19 protein-coding genes and 2 pseudogenes are annotated in these 20,955 nt (G+C 50.2%); 10 read left to right on the top strand and 11 right to left on the bottom strand.

Annotation, left to right across the window (positions count from 1 at the left end):
• Nucleotides 1-49 precede the first annotated feature (49 nt).
• The 4 genes and pseudogenes from VV869_RS23125 (at nucleotide 50) to VV869_RS23110 (ending at nucleotide 3,796) form a co-directional block, all read left to right on the top strand.
• Nucleotides 50-1,225, top strand: coding sequence for a M24 family metallopeptidase (locus VV869_RS23125; RefSeq protein WP_337737300.1), 1,176 nt, complete (start codon nucleotides 50-52; stop codon nucleotides 1,223-1,225).
• A 540-nt stretch (nucleotides 1,226-1,765) separates the two neighbouring features.
• Entirely contained in the window at nucleotides 1,766-2,644 is an 879-nt protein-coding gene (locus VV869_RS23120; protein ID WP_337737299.1) for a hypothetical protein, read from the top strand.
• Nucleotides 2,645-2,974: 330 nt separating this feature from the next.
• Nucleotides 2,975-3,267 (top strand): annotated as a pseudogene (locus tag VV869_RS23115) (transposase domain-containing protein); the annotation flags it as partial.
• 262 nt (nucleotides 3,268-3,529) lie between these two features.
• A complete protein-coding gene (locus tag VV869_RS23110; RefSeq protein WP_337737298.1) occupies nucleotides 3,530-3,796 on the top strand; it encodes a hypothetical protein in 267 nt (88 codons plus the stop codon).
• Nucleotides 3,797-4,438: 642 nt separating this feature from the next.
• Here VV869_RS23110 and VV869_RS23105 read toward each other — a convergent pair.
• Genes VV869_RS23105 through VV869_RS23095 form a run of 3 tightly spaced genes read right to left on the bottom strand, consistent with a single transcriptional unit; the run spans nucleotide 4,439 to nucleotide 6,010 of the window.
• Complete coding sequence (locus VV869_RS23105; protein ID WP_337737297.1) at nucleotides 4,439-5,014, bottom strand: TetR/AcrR family transcriptional regulator; 576 nt, start codon at nucleotides 5,012-5,014, stop codon at nucleotides 4,439-4,441.
• A 21-nt stretch (nucleotides 5,015-5,035) separates the two neighbouring features.
• Complete coding sequence (locus tag VV869_RS23100) at nucleotides 5,036-5,575, bottom strand: carboxymuconolactone decarboxylase family protein (protein ID WP_337737296.1); 540 nt, start codon at nucleotides 5,573-5,575, stop codon at nucleotides 5,036-5,038.
• Between the two features lie 15 nt (nucleotides 5,576-5,590).
• Nucleotides 5,591-6,010 (bottom strand): PACE efflux transporter, encoded by a 420-nt coding sequence (locus VV869_RS23095; RefSeq protein ID WP_337737295.1) that lies wholly within the window; start codon nucleotides 6,008-6,010, stop codon nucleotides 5,591-5,593.
• Between the two features lie 256 nt (nucleotides 6,011-6,266).
• Here VV869_RS23095 and VV869_RS23090 point away from each other — a divergent pair, with 256 nt between their 5' ends.
• The gene (locus VV869_RS23090) at nucleotides 6,267-6,668 is read left to right on the top strand and encodes a disulfide bond formation protein B (protein WP_337737294.1); all 402 of its coding nucleotides are present in this window, start codon (nucleotides 6,267-6,269) and stop codon (nucleotides 6,666-6,668) included.
• Nucleotides 6,669-7,139: 471 nt separating this feature from the next.
• Here VV869_RS23090 and VV869_RS23085 read toward each other — a convergent pair whose 3' ends face one another.
• Nucleotides 7,140-8,690: a hypothetical protein gene (locus VV869_RS23085; protein WP_337737293.1), complete on the bottom strand. Its 1,551-nt coding sequence runs from the start codon at nucleotides 8,688-8,690 to the stop codon at nucleotides 7,140-7,142.
• Nucleotides 8,691-9,435: 745 nt separating this feature from the next.
• On the opposite strand from VV869_RS23085, the gene VV869_RS23080 reads away from it, so the two are divergent.
• Complete coding sequence (locus tag VV869_RS23080; protein WP_337737292.1) at nucleotides 9,436-9,915, top strand: GNAT family N-acetyltransferase; 480 nt, start codon at nucleotides 9,436-9,438, stop codon at nucleotides 9,913-9,915.
• Between the two features lie 77 nt (nucleotides 9,916-9,992).
• Nucleotides 9,993-10,337, top strand: a pseudogene (locus VV869_RS23075) (GrpB family protein); the annotation flags it as partial.
• A gap of 178 nt (nucleotides 10,338-10,515) precedes the next feature.
• On the opposite strand, the gene VV869_RS23070 reads toward VV869_RS23075, so the two are convergent.
• The 6 genes from VV869_RS23070 to VV869_RS23045 form a co-directional block, all read right to left on the bottom strand.
• Nucleotides 10,516-10,794 (bottom strand): type II toxin-antitoxin system RelE/ParE family toxin, encoded by a 279-nt coding sequence (locus VV869_RS23070; protein WP_337737290.1) that lies wholly within the window; start codon nucleotides 10,792-10,794, stop codon nucleotides 10,516-10,518.
• On the bottom strand, nucleotides 10,791-11,075 hold the full coding sequence (locus tag VV869_RS23065) for a type II toxin-antitoxin system RelB/DinJ family antitoxin (RefSeq protein WP_337737289.1): 285 nt from the start codon (nucleotides 11,073-11,075) through the stop codon (nucleotides 10,791-10,793). The genes VV869_RS23070 and VV869_RS23065 overlap by 4 nt, the downstream gene beginning before the upstream one ends.
• Before the next feature lie 343 nt (nucleotides 11,076-11,418).
• Nucleotides 11,419-12,921, bottom strand: a complete 1,503-nt coding sequence (locus VV869_RS23060; protein ID WP_337737288.1) for a bifunctional NUDIX hydrolase/phosphatase PAP2 family protein — start codon at nucleotides 12,919-12,921, stop codon at nucleotides 11,419-11,421.
• A 290-nt stretch (nucleotides 12,922-13,211) separates the two neighbouring features.
• Nucleotides 13,212-14,180: a ParB family protein gene (locus VV869_RS23055; protein WP_337737287.1), complete on the bottom strand. Its 969-nt coding sequence runs from the start codon at nucleotides 14,178-14,180 to the stop codon at nucleotides 13,212-13,214.
• A gap of 8 nt (nucleotides 14,181-14,188) precedes the next feature.
• Nucleotides 14,189-15,388, bottom strand: a complete 1,200-nt coding sequence (locus tag VV869_RS23050) for an AAA family ATPase (RefSeq protein WP_337737286.1) — start codon at nucleotides 15,386-15,388, stop codon at nucleotides 14,189-14,191.
• Nucleotides 15,389-16,078: 690 nt separating this feature from the next.
• The gene (locus tag VV869_RS23045) at nucleotides 16,079-17,158 is read right to left on the bottom strand and encodes a replication initiation protein (RefSeq protein WP_337737285.1); all 1,080 of its coding nucleotides are present in this window, start codon (nucleotides 17,156-17,158) and stop codon (nucleotides 16,079-16,081) included.
• Between the two features lie 970 nt (nucleotides 17,159-18,128).
• On the opposite strand from VV869_RS23045, the gene VV869_RS23040 reads away from it, so the two are divergent.
• The 3 genes from VV869_RS23040 to VV869_RS23030 all read left to right on the top strand — a co-directional run bounded on the left by VV869_RS23040 (nucleotide 18,129) and on the right by VV869_RS23030 (nucleotide 20,047).
• Entirely contained in the window at nucleotides 18,129-19,043 is a 915-nt protein-coding gene (locus VV869_RS23040; protein WP_337737284.1) for a DMT family transporter, read from the top strand.
• A 212-nt stretch (nucleotides 19,044-19,255) separates the two neighbouring features.
• Entirely contained in the window at nucleotides 19,256-19,804 is a 549-nt protein-coding gene (locus VV869_RS23035) for a DUF2975 domain-containing protein (RefSeq protein WP_337737283.1), read from the top strand.
• 12 nt (nucleotides 19,805-19,816) lie between these two features.
• On the top strand, nucleotides 19,817-20,047 hold the full coding sequence (locus tag VV869_RS23030; protein WP_337737282.1) for a helix-turn-helix domain-containing protein: 231 nt from the start codon (nucleotides 19,817-19,819) through the stop codon (nucleotides 20,045-20,047).
• 107 nt (nucleotides 20,048-20,154) lie between these two features.
• Here the strand turns inward: VV869_RS23030 and uilS are convergent.
• Nucleotides 20,155-20,955: UilS family quorum-quenching N-acyl-homoserine lactonase (gene uilS / locus VV869_RS23025; RefSeq protein ID WP_337737281.1), on the bottom strand; the 801-nt coding region annotated here is incomplete at its 5' end.

Here is a 20,955-nt window from a genome sequence, read left to right as displayed (position 1 = left end):
AATCTCACCCTCTGCCCGTTGCGCCGGCATGTTCGTAAGGATAAATATCATGCACACCCTGATCGCCCCCCAACGGGGTTTTGAATTTGCAGAATTTGAGCAACGCACCAACCAGCTCCAGGCGCAGATGCACGCGCAGCGGCTTGATGCCGTCTTCTTTACCACCGAGCCGGAGTTCCGCTATTTCAGCGGCTTCAAAAGCCAGTTTTGGGAAAGCCCGACCCGGCCCTGGTTTTTAGTGGTCCCCGCGGCCGGAAAACCCATTGCCGTGGTCCCGGAAATCGGCGTCGCAGGATTTGAGCAGACCTGGCTCGAAGATGTCCGGAGCTGGCCTTCCCCGCGACCGGAAGATGACGGTATCTCGCTGCTGGCAGCCACCTTAAAATCTCTGGCCGGGCGGCACCACCGCATCGGCGCCATGCTCGGGCCGGAAACGCACCTGCGGATGCCTGCCGCCAACTACGCGGCGCTGCAACAGCAGCTGAGTCAGCATCAGATGGTCGATGTGTCCTCAGCCGTGCGCCGCATCCGCAGCATCAAATCCCGCGCGGAAATCGAGAAGATCCGCTTTGCCTGCCAGGTTACCGCCGCCGGGTTTGACTATTTGCGCCGTCACCTCAGCGCCGGAATGACAGAGCGTGACGCATGTAAAGCCATGCACCTGGAAATGCTGCGCCTGGGTGCCGATGCCTGCCCGTACCTGATCTCCGCCTCCGGCCAGGGAGGCTATGACAACATCATCATGGGGCCCACGGATCGGGTCCTGGATGAGGGTGATGTCCTGATCATCGATACCGGGGCCACCTTCGACGGCTACTTCAGCGATTTCGACCGCAACTACGGCTTCGGCCGCATGCCCGCCGAAACTCTGCGCGCCTACGACGCAGTCTATGAAGCCACCGAGGCCGGGCTGCATCTTGCCGCGCCCGGCGTGACCACCGGGGAGCTCTGGCAGGCCATGTGGGCCGTGCTGGAAACATCAGGGGCACTGGGTAATGACGTCGGACGGATGGGGCACGGGCTGGGGATGCAGCTGACCGAATGGCCCTCGCATGTCCCGCAGGGCAATGTGGTGCTGAAGCCGGGGATGGTGATCACCCTGGAACCGGGAATGGCATTTGCCCCGGGCCGGATGATGGTACATGAAGAAAATATCGTCATCACCGCATCCGGCTGCGAACTGCTGCACGAGCGCACCTGGCGCGACATGCCGGTGATCGCGTAGCGAGGTTACCATGAACACAGGGGCGCATCGGTGTCACCGCAGCGCCCCTGCCGATCACGCGAAACAGCCCTGAAACCGATGGGAATTTCAGGCTGAAATTCTCAGTCAAAGTGATTTAATATCATGAGCTTATCTTCAAAATTCAGATGGGTAGATTTGAGCGGCTTCATGCGGGGACACGGGTAGAGCCGGCACAGCATGGCTCATATAAGTTGCGCTGTCGTTATAAACAGTTATAACTGAGAGCCTCCGATTCCTGCATATCCCGGGCGTATTAACGAGACAAAAATTGCTCTCTTCATTCAGGGCCAAACAGCTTATGTTACTGAAAATAAGCGCATTGCTCTTCGCTAATGAGTACATATCAGGTCTCGTTCTATGCACATGCTTGTTTTAACCGCACGTAAAACCGTGCACAGATATCAAATCAGGGCTTAAACGCTTGATACATTAAGCAAAGTTTCTAATATGGAACCAACATAGTAGGCGTGTTATCGAGCATGCTGCACAATACGCTGTTACATTTATTAAGAGGGATTAGTGGTCAACTTAAAGGATTTTCTAAAGCACGTTGATGCGGCGCATTTACACGACAAGATCGGTAAATTTCGTGATTTAGACTTCAAACGAATGTCATACCAGGAAGTCCAAAAATCTATAGCTGATGTGATTACATTTAGTACACCGCATGGCAACATTTCAATATTGATGCCTATGAATGATAATTATCCTGCGGGTACAAGGTTTTACAGGGTTCGGGCATTACCTGGGAATGATCGAAAAATTCCTCTACAAACAATGTCTAAGGTGTCTGATTGTTGGGAGCCTCCTGAGCATATTGTGAAAGCGGGAAGGCTAAATCGGGACAATGAAGCTTTGTTGTATACAGCGCCTATTTCACCTTTTGTCGCTGTAGAGGAAATGAAGATTCCAGATGGTGAGCTGTTTTCACTTATTGTCTACGAAGCGCTAGAACAAATTAATGTGACCATGATTGGGGCACAGCCAAGCACTGAAGGGCTAAATGCAGAGGAAGTACTCAAATCCAAGATGATTCAAGATTTCTTGAAACATGAGTTCATAAGAGATGTTGGTGTGGGTACAGAGTACCTGTATAGAATCTCCGAGTCGATTACTAAGGACTACTTTGATTTACCTCCTGATTTTCAAGATGCTTGGTGTTACCCGTCTGTCGCAAAGAAAGGCCATTTCAATGTCTGCTTTCGTAAAGAAAAAAGGTCCAAACTTAAGTTGGTTGGCTCCCAAATTGCTAGTGTTATTCGAGAAAAAGATGACTATCTGTTTCACGCAAAGCTGGTAACCAAGGTCGGAGCTGATGGTGAAAGTCTTACTTACCATCAAATAGGGTCTAACGAGCAACGGGAGCTTTTTCCCGAAATCATGTTGGCAGAAATGTAACAAATAAGGATACGTGTCGCGCAGCCGACACTTCTATCCGGGTGTTGGACAAGCCCGGACAGCCTTATTAAGCAAATTGCTCGATTGGGGGCTGGCAGGCGTTGCGCCCGCGGCTTTCTTCAGGGCGAGCGCAGCATGGAAGTGATCATGCTGTGTTTTCGCGCTGCCATACAGCAGGCCATAGTCCCGCCCCGTTGCAACCCTTTCGGCAGTGTCAACACCAACTTACTTTGACCATATTCACCCGTTTAGAATGTCCGGTTTTCATCACTTTTCGTGACGTTTAGGTTGTCGCGGGTGTTTCTTCCGGCACCTGAGTTTTTGGGAATTCAGAGGCCAAAGCTGCTGACCTATCTGGAAGGTGGCCATATCAGCATCGACAATAATGTGACAGAGATATCCGGCCGTTCACGACAGGCAGAAAGAATTGGATGTTCTCAACCTCGGTCGGTGGTGCGAAAGCCAGCGCTAATCTGTACAGCTTGGTGATGACGTGTCGAGCAAATGACATGAACCCGTATTATTACTTCCGGCACCTGTTCACCGAATTGCCAAAGCGTTCGGTGGACAATGATATGTCGGATCTGATGCCGTGGAATGTTGAAATCGGTGAGGCTGAATAAGGCTTTACTGGTTTATTGAGCGCTTACATACTTCCTCTGTTAGTTAAAAATGAGTGCTAGCAACTTGATATATAAGCATTAATCACATGATAAGCCTTCAATCATATGCACACAATGCTTTAAACAACCATTCTGAAAAGATTTCCTCTATGTCACTTTCAAGTGCCTTGCCAGCTTAGCTTTACACCAGACAAAACAACACAGGCTCCACTCTGCTTCAGTGTGATATATTACTAATAAATATCAAAAAAAAAGGGTAATTATGTTTAAAACAACATTGGAATACGCAATCAAAGCTATTTGTGAAAAAGTAGAGACGAACACTGTTCACTTTCAGTCTGTTATGGAAGAAGGCTACTTTGCTTTTCAGGGGGAGCTCTTCGTCCGTAAGGCCGAAGATGATTGTGCCATGATACAAAGTGAAGACGACCCAAACTACCGCTACAAAGGTAATGCTGTATCCCTGTTGACTGGTGAGACTGTGTGGTTTCTTGATTCGACTCGGGTGGAGATTGAAGCGCAGGGGTAGTGGTATTGTTCACAACGGGTAATGAGAAGGCTGCGATTGGCCTTCAGTCATCACCAAGAGTTTCAGGCTGCACCCGAGAACCAAAGCTGTCCTCTATATCACTCTCAAGCGCCTCCAATAGCCCGTTTAGCTCGTCCATCAAATCTGGCAATGTCGCATTGCCAGCTTTAGTCAGCCCTCAGACTAACTAACCTATTTTGAGCCACGTTTACGGCGGCCTCTCGGCGAACAGAGTCAAGCACCTTGTCCATCTGGTCATTTTCAGCAAAGGTGAAGTGGCACACTGAATTGAACTTGTTGTCGTCCAGATCAGCTAAGTTCCATCCGTTCTTGTGACAAAACCGGAGTGGATGACACCAACTTACTTTAACCACATTTCACCCGTTTAGAATGTCCGGCTTTCATCACTTTTCGTGACGTTTATGTTGTCGTGGGTGTTTCTTCCGGCACCTGAACTTTTGGGAATTTCAGGCTGAAATCATCTTAAAAAAACGTTTAATTTTATATGGTTATAAGTGATTTTCGTGTGGGTAACTATATTCAGATAAACGGCGCCTGAGCACCTGCCATCATCAAAAAAAACGGCGGAGCAACTCCGCCAAAAGGTTATGATGAGGATAGGGGAGTGAACCTGCGGCCGTGTTAACGGTTGCAGATCCTTAAGATGATCTCGACGGCTTCATCGATCAGCTCTTCTTTGGCCTGCGGGTTTTCTTGCAAAAATCCGCCTAACGATTCGGTGATGCTGAATATCGAGATCTGCATTAACTTGGTCAGACTGTTCCCGTCCGAGACAACAAATGGCGACAATGTCTTCTCAATCACATGACAGAAGTAGTCCCGGATATCATTTTCCACGCTGGCGTACTCCGGGTAGGCTTTTAACGCCGACACGATATCGTCATACACCTTCCCGTTGGTTTCGAGACAGTGGATATAAGAAGACACATACACGGTTACGGCATCTTTTAAGCTGTTTGACTGGGTCGTGATCAGGCTGTCCATCCGGGACGACAGCGCCTCATCGCAACGCCGGTACAATGCATACAACAAGGCCTGGCGAGTTGAAAAATGATTATAGGTAATGGGTTTTGTCACCCCGGCTTTTTTTGCCAGGCTGATCAGAGTCAGGGCATCCGTGCCCTGCTCTCTGACCATGTCGAAAGCCAAATCCAGAAGCTGGTTATAACGCTCTTCCTTTTTAAAACGAGACTTCAATATGACTTTCCTTACCTTTTCCTATGCAAAATCAACTTTTGGGAAATCAATCTTGGGTTGCGTAATATTATTGACCCAGTTGCTGAACGTATTCAGCGCAGTCCAGGCGCACACCTGGAGGATCTGGCTTTCCGTCAGCCCGTGAAACAGAGCCGCATCGACGTCTTCCTGGCTCAGGTTCCCTTTCTTTTCAAGAATCGTCCGGGACAGGGATAAAATAGCCTGATCGCCTGAATCCTTGGCGATAGCCCGCTGGGCATCAGCACATTCTTGCGATGATAAACCAATTTTCTTAGCGGAAAAAGTATGGCCAGAGACGCAGTAGTGGCACTGATTGTAGTTGGCGACACTGAGTGAGATCAGCTCGCGCTGACGCTCAGTAAGGCTGCCGAAATCCTCAATAGCTTGTTCAAAATCCAGGTAGCCGCTCAGGCTCGCGCCATCAATCCCCAGCGCTGCGTAAAAGTTCGGGATCATGCCGTACTTTTCCTTGAATTCCATCAGGATCGGGGCCGCCAGTTTGTCTGCGGTCTGGGGGGTTCTCAGGTTAAACTTTTCCATTTCAAATTCCTTTTCTTACTGTGCAGAGACTGGTAACCCGAAAATCAGATCGAATAACCAGTTATAAAAGAAGGTAAAAAACATAAAGAACAGGGTGAGTCCAGCATCTAACAAAAATGCATCCCAAAGGCTGAGATTCAGCCACCACGCAAAGATGGGTAAGGTCACGGCCACAAACCCGACCTCAAAGCCAACGGCATGGAGTACCCGTCTGCGAACACTTCTTCCCCGGGTGACCAAATTTTTCTCCCAGAGCTCAAACAGGGTGTTGTAAAACGTGTTCCAGAGAATTGCCAGAACCACGGTGATCACCCCGAGGATCACCGGGTGCCCTGAGTCGTCTTCAGCACAGAGATGAAACGCCATGCTGATGAGCACTAAGGTGATGACCTCATAAAAAAACACATATGTAATTCGTCGCTTGATACCTTGCATTGCTTCCTCCTTAATAGTTCAAATGATTGATTTACATTTAAAAAATCAGGAGGGCAGTGCGTGCAGCGGTAAGCCCTGCGCTTTTCGAAACTGCGCGCAATCCAGCTGTACACACCATTTAACCAATAGAGGATCTGTGGCATTGCCATAAGTTACCAATAGTAATCTACATCCAACTATACCAATGGTAACTTACTCAGGCAAGTCGATTGCAAACACGTTTTCGTTGCTCAATTTAACTTGAAGAAGGGATTTTATGTTTAGTGTGTTGAATGACAGCCGGGTACGGCTGCTTGGTTTTGGCGCGATTGCGATCTTTCTGGTGACCTGGGGCATGGATATTTTTTCAGTCGTCGACCCTTGTCCGTACTGCCGGACGCAGCGATCGGTGATTGGCCTGCTGGGGCTGCTGATGATATTCCGAAGCCCTCACTGGACCATGCTGCACCTGGGGAATATCTTTGCCTTCTACGGCGCGCACGTTGCGGCGCTGCAACACTTTATGAACTGGGACGCGTTCGATGACGGTAATTTTGAGATGCTGTACCAGCCCATTTATAAGAATGATTTTTATCTGTCTGCCGCGGCATTGATCATTATCCTGACCCAGTTTGCGCTGCTTAACCGCCACTGGATCAAAAAGCCGGCATTGGCCTGATCGCAGGCGCGATCCGCAGGGAGCCCGCGCAGCTGCACTGTACCAGGCCCGGCAGACCGGGCCTTGTTCAGCAGCAAGTTCCCCGGCACCTGAAACCATGGGAATTTCAGGCTGAAATTTTCGGGCCAAATTTATTTATATCAGTCGGTTAGTAATGAAATACGCATGGGTAAGTTTGAGCGGGTTTCATGTGGGGAAAGACGGGGAGAACCAGCGTAAAATGGGATGTTCCAGAATCGTGGCCAACTTTTATTGGCCACTACAGTTCGAGAAGGAGCCAGTCAGCCAGAGTTACTTCTGGGTTAGGTTTCCAGTTCTTCATGATGCCCGGAGCTGATGAGACGCCCATAAAAAATCCGAGCGCATTGAATACACTCGGATTTTGACAGCTCCAGAGGAGCGTTCAACCGATCATTTGTGGCTAAACTGATCGGCACTCCTCAATCATGGCGCTTTTTATCACGCTGACAATTAATACAGATACACCGCACCGGAATTTATGGCTTCCCCCCCTTCCTCTACCGTACCGGTCTGAATACCTGCCGTATCGCCATCTTCATAAGGCGCCCCAACCACTAGGGTTGAGCCATCTGCGCTCAGAGCCAAACCGACGCCAAAAAGATCACCGTTCCCAGGGTTGGGGGCTTTGACATATGCGCTCTGCGACCAGTGACTACGCTCGCTGTTACTGAGGTCAAACAGATACACCGCACCGGAATCTAAACTTTCCGTCCCTTCGTCCACCACATTGGCCTGAATACCTGCCGTATCGCCATCTTCATTAGGCGCTCCGACCGCCAGGGTTAAGCCATCTGCGCTCAGGGATACACTGGCGCCAAAATGATCATAGCTCCCAGAGGTGGAGGCTTTGATATATGCGCTCTGTGACCAGTGACTGGGATCGCTGTCACTGAAGTCAAACAGATACACTGCACCGGAATCTCTGGCTTCCGCCCCGTCGTCCACCGTATCGGTCTGAATACCTGCCGTGCCGCCATCTTCAAAAGGCGTCCCGACCGCCGGGGTTGAGCCATCTGCGCTCAGGGCCATACTAACGCCAAAATATTCATTGCTCCCAAGGTTGGAGGCTTTGATATATGCGCTTTGTAACCAACTGCCGCTTTCTCGCTTAAACAAATACACCGCACCGGAATCTGAGCCATCCGTCACTTGCCCAATCCTACCGAGCGGAATACCAACCGTATGAATACCAGCAATGCCGCCATCTTCACGAGGCGCCCCGACCGCCAGGGTTGAGCCATCTTTGCTCAGGACTATACTCTCGCCAAAATTATCATCTTTCCCAGGGTTGGGGGCTTTGACATATGCGCTCTGCGACCAGTGATGGCGATCACTGTCACTGAGGTCAAACAGATACACAGCTCCGGACTCTGAAACTTCCGTCCCTTCGGCCATCGTACCGGTCTGAATACCAGCCGTACCACCATCTTCAAAAGGCGCTCCGACCGCCAGGGTTGAGCCATCTGCGCTCAGGGATACACTAGAACCAAACCGATCACTGCTTCCAGGGTTGGAGGCTTTGATATATGCGCTCAGCGACCAGCGGTCACTCTCTCGCTTAAACAGATACACCGCACCGGAAGCTATGGCTTCCTGTCCTTCCTCCACCGTACCGAACTGAATACCAGCCATGCCGCCACTTTCATTAGGTGCCCCGACCGCCAGGGTTAAGCCATCGTCACTCAAGGCCACACTAGAACCAAACTGATCATAGAACCCGAGCTTGGAGGTCTTAAAATAACCGATCATCTGATTGGCGGTATCCACCGTTAAACTTTCCGCATTGGATCTCGCGGTATGCGTGCCATCAGAGGCTGAAATGAAATAATCACTAGAGAGGGCTCTCACCAGACTGCCCACAGACACAGAAGCCGACAACGTATCGGTAACTGTTGCCAGTGCCAGACAATCATCATCTTGAGAGGTATCTTTCTGACAAACGGTATAGGTCACACCGGAAGCCTCAGACGCCTCGGTCCAGGCGAGTGTTATTGTTTTCACATCCGTCGATGATGCAGTGATATCGGTTAAATTAAAATCGGACAACGTGGAACTGGAAGAGCCGGAAGAACTGGAAGAACTGGAAGAACCGGAAGAACTGGAAGAACCGGAAGAACCGGAAGAACTGGAAGAACCGGAAGAACCGGAAGAACCGGAAGAATGATGACATCCTGAGACACCTCCCAATATAATCGCCGATAACCAAAGCACCCGAAAAAGTGAAGTGTGCACAATGAGTCCTCTTTTTTTCGCCCTGACGAATACAATCAAAAGCTATTAACAAAGTTAATATTTTAACGAAAGTAGAAAGATTCCGACTGCCGCAAATAAGACGCCGTAGGGGGAGTAAACGGACTAAAATACAGCGTTATAGGCAAATCCGGTGTACGACATTCAAAGCAGTGTCCTGCTGATGTTCACTCCGTTTCGCGAACACCATCTCGGAATGTCACTCCTTTGATGACATCGAGAGCAGTTTAAATCAGCGCTGTTTCACCAACTTTTTTCGGCAATCCTCATCAGTTTGCACGCCACTGAGAGCGTGATATTGTTTGTCGGTCAATGTCTTTCCTTGGTGATCCTCGCCGTGGAAACTGAAGCTCTGTTTGGCTGAATCAATGCCATAGACAAATGTTGATCAGGAGGCATCAGGTAATGCCGGGATCAGACCTACCCAATGAGGCAAAGCCTGCTCAGGGGGATGCCATATTATTCGTTATGCTGTTTTTCAGAATTCTGGTGTTCGATGAAAATAAGAAAAATGTGTTCAGCTGATTTATCAGCCTTATATGAGATATACAAAGATAAAGAAGTGGTTAACAACAACCGCTATTTGCCCGATATCAAGCGAGAAGAGTTCGACTCAATGTTCAATGATAGTCAGCATAACTTTGTTGCCGTTGACTCGACTGGGGAGATCCTAGGGCATTTGTCGATCTTTACCGCAGACAAGCCAAGGCTAATGCACTGTGCATCTTTTGGTATCGCTGTAGATAAAGCGTCTCGAGGTATGGGTGTTGGACGTTTCTTAATGGAACATTTGTTATCATACTGTGATGAAAAACTTGATTTAGTTCGCCTTGAACTAGAAGTGCACTCGAACAATGCAGCAGCACTTGCATTGTATAAATCATTTGGTTTTGAAATCGAAGGTACAAAACGTAAGGCTGTGCGTGTTGAAGACGAATTAACTGATATTGTCATAATGTCAAAAGTACAGACATAACAAACAACTACGGTATCAATAAGTTTAATCATGCTGAGGTGACTCAAGTATCCTCAAAAGGGGATGCGTGTTAGCGAGCAGTCTCTAAAGGAGATCTCGACATCTTCGTGGGTGTAGAGGCGGGCGCGTTAGAGAACGCAGTCCAACAACTCACAACTTTGGGTTTCGCAGAAAAAATCGACACACTAAGAACAGCGGAACTCTGTATGTTGGAGTCGACTTTGGGTGATGACGTAGCATTTCAGGTGGTGGCTAACGGGACTGAGTTTGCATGCTTTTTGGTGTTCAGAGATAAGTGACGCTCAGATGCTTCGCTAGTGCAACAGTACAACGAGCTAAAACTGTCTTGCGAGGGTTGGTCTCAAGAAGAATACCGTCGTAAAAAATCTGCTTTTGTGGAGCGTGTGTTGGCTCAAGCCTAATAAAAAATAATGACGTCAATCACTCAATTGACGCCGTGTTTCTCCCCACCCGCCGCCTCTTATTATGGACAACAGCCATCTTTCAGACGCAGACGATGATGGCTTCCTTCCCCGGTTTTCCGTCGGCTGGTGATCGCTCGACCGTTGATGACAAACGTAAGTTGCCCAGCGAGTACTATCAGTCCGCCGGGAATTTTTGCTTTTGGTGTAGTACGCGCATAACACGAATGATATCGCCTTCAACCCAGTAGGAAACAATCATTGAAATCTCAGGAATGATGAGGAGTCGTCCGCGAATTCCATCCCGCTGTACTCCCATGAAAGGCTGCTCCAAAAGGTTTTCAACTTTTGCTTCGATGAGATCATCAGTTTTTTCAGCTGCTTCGGGATTGAAGTCGTAAAGAAACTCAAAGATCTTTTCACGATCGTTAAGAGACTCTTCTTCCCACAAAATCATAGCTTGCCTCGGTTACGGATTTTAGCTTTGCGCCCAGCCATTCGAGATTTAGCAGATTCGTGGTCAACAAAAACAGCTTTTCCTGAGTCAAACTTCTCAAAAGCCAGGTTTACTTGCTCAGTTAACCAAGCGTCATAAGATAGGGCTTTTCTCTGTTGTTCGGCGAGTTGCTCAGTTAGCTCACGGCAAGCATCACTTAATGTTCTGCCTTGGCTTTCAGCCATTTGCTGAGCCAATCGTTTCGTTTCTTCATCAACACGAAACTGAATTCTAGTGTCCATGATGTGCTCCATATCTTGCGTGTGTACAAATGTTAGCACTAGGCTTAAGTTTGAGCAACTGACAACATGACAAGCTAAAATCAAGGAGCGCCATGGTTGGGCACATAGTCATAAGTTGCGGCAGTATATATTGATGAATTGAGGAAAAAAGCGGCAAAAAAGATGCTCGCTTGCAGGTTGCCTGCCGCCACCAATCATCCTGACCAGAATCGTTTTTGGTTGGAAACGCGTCGGCTCGTATCAATAGCCCACAGCACAAACTCACCCGCTTTTTACCTGCAGGCGGGTTGTGCGAGGCGCACTAAAATACAGTGCCGTATTCTGGTCAATTGTGCATGCATGTTTAGCTTTTATTGCCGCTCGTCGCAGTGACTAGCTTTTGACTAAGACGTGGTGCACCGACTAAAAGCCAGAGCACGCCGCAACAAATAGCAACCGAGTTCGCCGCCAAAATGAAGATGCTGGTCGTGGCAGGGCTGATCAGTATCATGGGTACAGCGACGATAACGCCTACACCAGACAGTGCCAGAACAACTTGCTGCCATGAGGCAACCTTGTTGTGCTTCACCAGATGCTTACGTGAATCTGCGGGTTGCAATGGAATAAAGCATAACGACATAAAAATCCCTAATGCGGCAAACCACGAGAACACATATAACGGTTGAATCAGCTGCGATGTACCGTAAAGGTATATCCCTAATAACAACAACCATAAGCGCTTTGATTCGATCAGAGGTTTATCATTAGCGTAGCGGTAATGACAAACAGCCAGTGAGACGAGCGCGATAATCCCCCCTAAACCTATACCAGCCGCGACATCTGTTGGGTAATGCACACCCAGCCAGACACGCGCTGCTCCGGCAAGTAATGACAGCCCGAACCAGCCAACCACAGCCGTCGGCACCGAGATGCAAACACGCTGTTTACCTTCTCGAAGTAACCAGCCAATAAGCACCCCAATCATGGCCGCAGCTTGGGTGGCATGGCCGCTTGGGAAACTAAACCCGCTTGCTTGTGCTTGCTGCAGGCTCGGCAGGAAATAAAACGGCCTTGGGATTGCTAAACCAATTTTCAATAAATTCACTGAATACGCGGTCGCGAGCAGTGCAAACGCAATGGTCAACCCGTAACGTAGTGGAAAGATCAGAAAGCATAGTATGAGCAGGCCAATGGCAATCGCCCCTTCACCGAGCCAGTTGGACAGGTTCAATAACTCACGCGCAGGGGCGATTGACTTTACCCAAGATTGAAAAGACTCAATGAAAGAGAGCAGCAAGAAGTGCAAGCTATCCGCCCGGTCGGTTAAATCTTGCAGGGGATAAAAGTTTGTTGGCTCACTCGCGTTGACCCAGGAGTGAAGCGCTTCTGCATCGCTTGGGTAGCGATATTTAGCCATCACGACTGGCGTTAATGCGGTGAGGTAAACTTGACGGATCTCTTTACCAAAATGCTCAGAATCAAGCGCTGGGATGATCTGTGCGTTAAAGCCATGATCAACAGCGGGCTCAATGTAACCGATTCTTGAACTTGGCCGGCAAGCAAAAACCACACGGTTTTGATTGATAGAAAGCTGTTTTCCAACGTCAACTTTTATTCCTGTTTCTTCAAGTGTTTCACGCCTGGCGGCAGCTCGGAATGTTTCGTGGCTATCGATGTAACCACCGGGTAACGAGAGAGTCCGGGTCAGGTTGTCCTGCACTAAAATAACCTGGCCACGATCATCACGAATCACACAGGTGGCCCCTTTGGGCCGGGTTTCGGGCTGGGCTTGGATATTTGTTTGGGCAAAAGCGAATGAACTGAACAATCCAGCGAATAAGCTGAATAATAATAACGCGTGTTGCAAGGGAGTGCGTCCTCTTACGGATGGTTAAGGCGCTATTATCACTAAGATGAATATGATTGCCAGAATTTAGGTCAGTTTCTACGGGATATGAGAGCAGGAGATGAATACGAGGTTATCTATTCAAATGCCCGCGTAAAAGGTGACGGTTATCGCAGCTACCCAGTCATTTTTCATTACACGGTATTGCCTGTAATGGTGCAAAAACCACAGTATCTCACACAAAAGGCCCAGGGAAACGGGCCTTTTTCATCGAAATTCGATTCGTTCGCAATGGCTTTGCGCCGAGCAGCTTATTCTGCCAGGTGCTTGGCCAGCGTCTCGCCGATCACCTGATCCAGCTCTTTTTGCAGCGCTTTCGGCAGGCGGCTGAACTCGTAGCTGAAGTTGCGATCCTTACTGCGCTTGCGGGCAAAGACTTTGGCATCGTCAAACTGCCACAGCGGCTCAATTTTGGCTTTCTTCGGCGCCGGTTTGGCCAGCTGCCGCTCCGCGGCGCGGCGATATGCCTTCATCAGCGCCGCTTTGACTTCATCCGGAGCCAGTTCCGGCGCCAGCTCGTCGTGATCGACCATCACCTGGGCAATCACATCGGCCAGATCCAGTCCTTTGCCGGCGATGGCTGTGGCAATCTCCAGTAGCTGCTTATAGTCGGGGTAGGCCAGCTCAGCATGGTCCGGGAACACCTGCAGCATCTCAGCCGGCACCGAAGCCGCCTGGATCGCCCGGGTCACCTTGGCCGCCGACAGATTCTGGCTGGCGGCGATCTCTTTCTGGCTCATGCCGCCGTCACGCAGCACCAACAGGCGGATCCCGACTTCACGCAGGTTGTGTTCACGGGCGGTCTGGATATCAGCCGCCAGCTGGCGGGCATCGTCACTGCTGAGCGCATCCTGGGTCACCAGAACCTCCAGGCCGGTGCCGGCAAACAGCGCGGCGGCCCGGCGGCGGGAGCCGTCGAGGATCTCGATTTTGTCGCCGACCTCGCGGCCGATGGCCGGAAAGAACTGCTGCAGGGTGAGGGTGCGGGTGATATCAGCCACCGAGGCTTCGGTCAGGGCGTCCTGATCGCGGCCGTTGGTGACAAGCTCCACAAAGGTTTTGTCTTTGAGCGCATCCGCCGCAATGGATTTCAGAGTAAACGTGGCGCTTTGCCCGGAAGCCAGAGTAAAGGTGCGTGTTGCGCCCGCCGGCTGGGCCGGCGCGCTGTCAAAAGTGGTACCGCTGAGTGTACGGCCGATGGTTTTACGTTTGGTTGTCATGGTGAACCTCAGTTGGCACGAATAAATTCAATGCGATCAAACACCGCCTTGGCAAAGTCTTCCGCAGCGACGCGGGCATTTTTCAGCGCTTCGCTGCTGCCGACATAGGTGGCCGGGTTGGCGGAGATCACGGTGTCGAACGACTCGCCACAACGCTCAAAGCCATCGAGGCGGGGCAGGGCGACATCAAGCATATCGCCGCCGAAGATCTCCTTGGCCAGGCTGTGACACAGCTTGTGGTCGGCCTTGTTGGCCAGCTTCGACATAAACCCGATATTGCCCTGGACCCGCAGCTCGGCGCCGGAGTGGCTGATCATGCTCATCAGCTCCGGCAGGCGGTTGAGGTATTTCAGCGTCGAGTGAAAATCGACCTGAGCCGGCGGGATCGGGGTCATCAGCAGATCGGACGATGCCAGGGCGTTAGTCAGGAAGGCATCGAGGTGCGGGCCGCTATCGACGAAAATAAAGTCATAGTCGCCCTGGAGTTTGTCGATCACATTGTCGCGCAGCACGGTGTGCACATTGCGGCCCGGCAGGTGCTCGGCGCACAGCTCTTCCCAGCGCGAGGCGATAAAGGCATCTTCAATTGAGGCCGGGATCACATCGACCCCGGGCACGCCGGAGCTGATCACGAATTCATCAAGCAGCTCCTCGCGGCTGATATCCTGCAACATTGCCTGGGCGGCCGTGGTCTCGACCGAGCCGACCGCCTGGGTATGATTAAGGAACATGGTCGCCGATGACTGAGGATCCAGATCAATCACCAGGATCCGCAGATCTTCCTGCAGCAAATGCGGATGGGTGCGCAGCCCGTGGGCCAGCGACACGGTGCTGACGGTTTTCGAGACCCCACCTTTAAGGTTGCCGACAAACAGAGTAAATGCCTGCGGATGGCGCTGGCGGTATTTCGGCACCTCCCGGTGCTGGTAAATATCGATAATATTCTGGATCGACATCGCGTATTTTTCCGAAGTACCAGCTTTGCGCTTTTCAAAGCAATAGCCGCGCGCCTCCATCTCCCCAACAGTTTTATCCACGATCGCCTTGCTCAGTTTCGGCAACTTGGCCACGGCTGCTTTCGAATACACCTGGTAATAGGTATCCAGCGCCAGCTCGGCTTTTTGCTCACGGATTTGAGTCGTGAGCGAGGCCAGCATCCGTTCAGAGCGCTCGGCAACCCGGGAAATCAACTGTTTGGGATCATACATTCGATGGCTTCCTTTAATATGCAGCTTTTTAGCTTGAACGCTATAATGCTGCATATATGAAAAAAAGTAAATGACTATCGGTTTGATCTGCTTCCAATTTTTATCTTGGCAGTTCTCCGGGGAACACGCAGGTTTACCATGCTCAGAGGCGCTGTAACGCGTTGTGAGGGATGGATCCGGGCTTGGCAGGGGATTTTTGCGGGGGCTCCCTTAAGCTTCTGAAAAAGAAAGAGAGAACCGATTTTGCCCTGGGCTGTGGGGAAGTGTGTAAATCGAAGATTTTCCACTTATCCACAGTGACTATAAGATCTATATTTCTATTATTACTATAAATACTATTAGATCTATAAGATCTATAGGCGTTGTAACCATCTGATATTAAAAAAGAAAAAAGGCCTTATTGATCATATTTATGGCGTATAGATAACACTTTTCTGGCTTATTTGATCACATTTATGGCGTTGTTGATCTTATTTCTGGTGTTATTGATCCTTTTTATGGCGTATAGCTAACACAATTGTGGTGTGTCGATAACACATTTATGGCGTGGTGGGGGATACGGGCCATAAATGTGTTATTTAAAGGACGCGGTTGGGGGTGAAAAGTCATCTGAGCGGGCCTGAAATGCGGGTGAGGCGGCAATAAATAACACAATTCTGGCGTCAAATCGCGCTGACGCCAGAAATATGATCAATATTGCGGGTGCTCGCTCATGTCTTTGAGGGTTTCGAGGCGCGCCAGCATGGCTTCAAAATCTTCATCCTGCGCGTTCTGCTGCGCCGGGTTCCGGCTTTCTTCCTGCTCCCGGCGGGCAATGCTCTGCTCGATTTCATCGGCGGTTTCGAAGCGCTCGACAGCGCGGTAGGCGTCAGCCAGCCGGCGCAGTTCGGCCACGGCCAGCTTTTCTCCGCTTTGCAGCCGCTTGAGCTCGAGCTTGCGGATGGTTTCCTTGGCATCCTGATCGTTGAGCTCCTGGATGGTGGCGGATTCCAGCCAGCGGTAGAGAAACTCGATGCCGACGATTTTGCGCCCGCGTTTGATCAGCTGATAGCCTTTCTCGCCCTTGTCACTGGTGAGGAACAGCAGCTCCTTGCGGGTCTGCGGGTTGGTCGAAATTTCCTCAATGCTGTCGCGGATGCAGCGTTTCATGAACACGCTGTTGTTTTTGAACGAACTTTTGTCCGCTTTGAGGCGGCCTTTTTCATCGAGCAGGCCGAACAGGCCTTTGAGATCATCGATGTTCTGCGCCTTCATCGCGGTGCCTTCGGTTTTGAACCGGCTCAGCAGCTCATACAGGCGCTTGGAGTATTCTTTTTTGAGATGGAAGAAGTGGCGGGTGTTGATCAGGGCAAAGCCCTGATTGTATTCGATGTACTCGGTGCGCAGCTCGTCGTTGGGGATCATCACCAGGTGACCGTCTTTGTAGGCCAGGCGTTTGAAAAACGGGATGTAGTCGAATTCTTCCTCGCCCTTGTCGGAGAGGGCGCGCAGGCCGACCTGGCGCATCGACAGCCGTTCGGCAACCGGGCTGAGGACTGAGGCGACGTGGCGCGAGTCAATCTCGAGCCATTCTGACAGCTGGCTGCAGGAAAAGCGGTAAACCGGGGTGTTGTGGTGCCAGTCCGGCTCTTTCATGTGGGCCATCATCAGGGCAAACAGATCAGCCTCGCGAGCGGAGAGATCCTGGCGGCTGAAGATCAGCTGATGGCCTTTCTTGATGTGCTTGGGCAGGGCCGGGCCAATCGCCGGATAATAGGCTTCTGAATTCACGGCAGGTTTTCCATCAATAACACAATTCTGGCATTAGATAACAGAATTGTGGTGTTGGCAACCGGTGATTGCCGCAATTGTTAGTAGGGTGTTCCCCCAGGATACGACGTTGCGATCTTGTGACAGGGTCACTCTATGGTATTTCAAGCCTCAGCCGCGCGCGGAAACTATTGCTTGGGTGAGCAAAAGCGGGCGGCAGTGCTGGTTCAGAGCAGGGGAGCATCTGCGCAGTATGATGAGACGATTCATGCTCAATGTTCTGTTAGGCTGGTGTCGTTTTGGTGTGATGGGGTGGATTTAATGGTGAGGTGTGAGTTTTATAGTTTTTAAACTATAAAGTTATAGTGCATTAGAGTGTTGATGACCTAATTGACTACGCTCTCCGTCTTTTTTGCGTGTAGCACTATATTAATAATCTTATAAACTACGTACCAAGCTGAGCTAATCGCCCGTGATAGATGGTATGCACCGTGTGCTCAGGAAGGGAGCCATAGGCCTCGAACAATGAGCTGCTCAATTGCGAAGTGAGTTGAAACCATGCCTGGGACACAGAAGACATGTCAGCATCGTTCCGTTAAACGAGTGAAACGGAGTTGCTTGCAAAAACTGTTTTACAAACAAGTCTATCATTGCACCACATGCGGCGAGACAATCAAGATTAACCGATATGAATTATAAAACACATCGGTGTCGCGGGAGCTCCGGTCCAGAGCTCCAGAAACTCCCGTGGCACCGATGGTGTTTTATTACAATTTCTTATCCGGACTTCGTTGAACGATGAGCCGCCGTGTTACCAACCACAAATGAGTTATCGACGGACAGCCCGTGTTCCTGTAACACACTCAGGACCGGCTACGGGCAATAGATAGCTCTGGGTTCAAGACCTTTCCTTTCATAATCCCGACAGGGTGAGCAATCACAGAGGCACACCGTGCTTTTGATTTACAAACCTCATGAGTGACCAACTTCCATGAATTCGAAGTCAATTACGTTTTTACTATTTTTATCCGTCTGCCTGATCTGGGGAACCACCTGGTTCGCGATGGAACTCGCTCTGCGCTCTATTCCCCCCATTTTTGCCACAGCCTTGCGCTTTCTGCTCGCGGCCCCTTTGCTGGCACTGCTGGCCAAAGTTTTCAAACAACCGTTACTGTTTCCCAAGGGGAAGCGCCAATGGCTGTTGATTGTGGCGCTCATGTATTTCGCCATTCCATTTACCCTGATGATTTATGGTGAGCAATTTATCTCTTCCGGCCTGGCTTCCATTATTTTCGCCAACATGCCCGTCGCCGTGATGCTGATGTCTGGTTTATTCCTGGGCTTGCAGTTGGCCAGGCACCAGGTCTTTGGGCTGCTCACCGCCGTGATCAGCTTATGTCTGATCCTGGGGAGCGAAATGCAGGTCGGGGGGAAAGATTACTTGCTCGGCACACTGTCCTTAGGGCTGGCTGTCGCCATACACGCCGTGATGTACGTGTTAGTCCAGAAGTACTGTCAGGAGATTCAGGTCCTGACTTACAATGCGATACCTTGCCTGGTCGCCTCTCTGTTTTTGTTTGCCGTATCGGCATTAGGGGAGACCGTCCATCTTGACGCGTTCACCCGGGAGTCTGTTGCTGCGGTTGTATACCTCGGCTGCATTGCCAGTGTTGGCGGCATTGTTGCCTACTTCAAATTAGGGCAAGTCTCGACGCCATTCCAGGCATCAATTTGCTTCCTGATTTTCCCGGTCATCGCGCTACTCATCTCTGCATATATCAATGACAACATGCTGTCGCGGCAGTCACTGATCTTGATGCTCCCTTTGCTGTTTGGCGTATTACTCACAAAAGCACCCAAGCCGTTATTCAAATGGCGTTCAGCGCTGCACACACCAAGCCATTAACAGGCGTATCTGAGGCTTAAAACATCCGACTTTCCACCGGGCGGAAGACAAGGCAACTTCCGCCTGCGGGTTTGCCCGAAGATGGCACCTTCAGTCTTAAGTTTCACCATCGGAGCACTCTAAATTTATCGTTTAACGATAAATTTTTATTGATCATTGGTTAAGCATTCCTTAAAGTAGCTCCATAACCTCATCGAACTCGGAGTATCAGGATGGACAAAATTGCAAAATTAAGTCGGTTTACGCGGAGAATTTTCCAGTTGATTCGCATCGCATTGCCGCTGTTTGTCGCCTATTTCTGGCTAACCGTCGAAAGCTCTTATGACATTCTGACGAATTCAGGCTTAATCAACCTGAGCTTAAACTTTGACTCGCTCGGGGATAGTCCCCTCACCGTGGGGATACGGCTTGCATTAACCTTGCTTAGTTTGGCTGTCACCGCGGTACCGGTTTATGCGCTGGCGAAGTTGATTCGCTTGTTCAGAAATTATGAGCAGGGAGACATCTTTTCGCTCGAGAATGCGTTGATTTACCGGCAGCTGGCGCTGAGTCTGTTTTACTGGGTGATTGCATCTGTCTTGTATGGCGCGATGATTTCGCTGATCGTCACCTTTAATGCCCCTGCCGGGCAGCACCAACTGACTTTGAGCATTGATGATGGGCAGCTACTGACCCTGATGCTTGGCCTCATTACTTTACTGATCTCCTGGGTCATGAAAGAAGCCTATCAATTGTCAGATGACAGTAAATACACCATCTAACACAGGTCCGGCATGAGTATACAGATCAATTTGGATGTCATGATGGCCAAAAGGAAAATGCGTTTAAAAACGCTCTCCGAAGCCGTCGGTATCACGGAAGCGAATTTGTCGGTACTGAAAAACGGTAAAGCGAAAGCCATACGTTTTTCAACCCTCGAGCGACTATGCCGAGTACTGGACTGCCAGCCCGGCGATCTTCTGGCGTTTGAGCCATCAGAGGATGAAGAAAGCCCACAACAATAGGATCCCCGGTTCCGCCAGGAAGGCGGCGAACTGCACCATCATTTCATTGTGTTTCCAAAGACAAAAGGCCACCCGGGTGGCCTTTTGCTTCGATAGCAATCGCTGGATTACAGGTATTGGTTGAACCAATTGAGTTCTTGTTGCACCACAGACTCAAAATGTTCGCCGCTGTACACCTGGTAGTGCGTCGCCCCTGGTTCAATATGCAGCTGCTTTGGTTCATTCGCATGCTCAAATAATTGCTGCGACTCACCAACAGGATTGACCCCATCCTCACCGGCAGCCACGATCAGCAGGGGTTGATTTAACCCCGGGAGTGCATGCAGTGGTTTGTGATTCATGGTTTCCCACACGGTTAAAAACGGGATTTTAAGATTGAGGGCCGGAAAATCATCTTTAAACTGGTGAAAAAACTCGACGGACTGAGGGTCTGACAAGACCTTGGAAATGGGCACCATCATCTCCTTGCCGGTCTTGGCCTTTTTCTCGCGCATACGCGCTAGCGTCGACACAAATTTCTCTTTCTCTTCTGCGTTCATGTCACCGCAAATCACCGACTCACCATCTGCGAAAGTCAGTTGGGCGACGACACATTTCACGTTCGGATTTTCGCTGGCAGCGATCATCGCGTTCGCACCGCCGAAAGATGTTCCCCACAGCCCAATGCGGGTTGCATCCACATGCTCTTGCATCGCTGCCCATTCAATCGCGGCATGAATATCTTCGATTTGTAATGCCGGCACCAGGCGGCCAGGCTCTCCCTCACTCTCACCGAATCCACGATAGTCAAACGTCAGCGCTGCGTATCCTTGCTCTGCAAATCGCTCAGCAAATGCCGGCAACAGTAACTCTTTCACCCCACAAAAGCCGTGACACAAGATAATGAAGGGATAGGGTGCGCGCGATTC

The organism is Photobacterium sp. MCCC 1A19761 (genome assembly GCF_037389125.1).
In the GTDB taxonomy this organism is placed as follows: Bacteria; Pseudomonadota; Gammaproteobacteria; order Enterobacterales; family Vibrionaceae; genus Photobacterium.
Note: the sequence above shows the minus strand (reverse complement) of the source record. Positions and strands in the feature narration are given on the sequence as shown.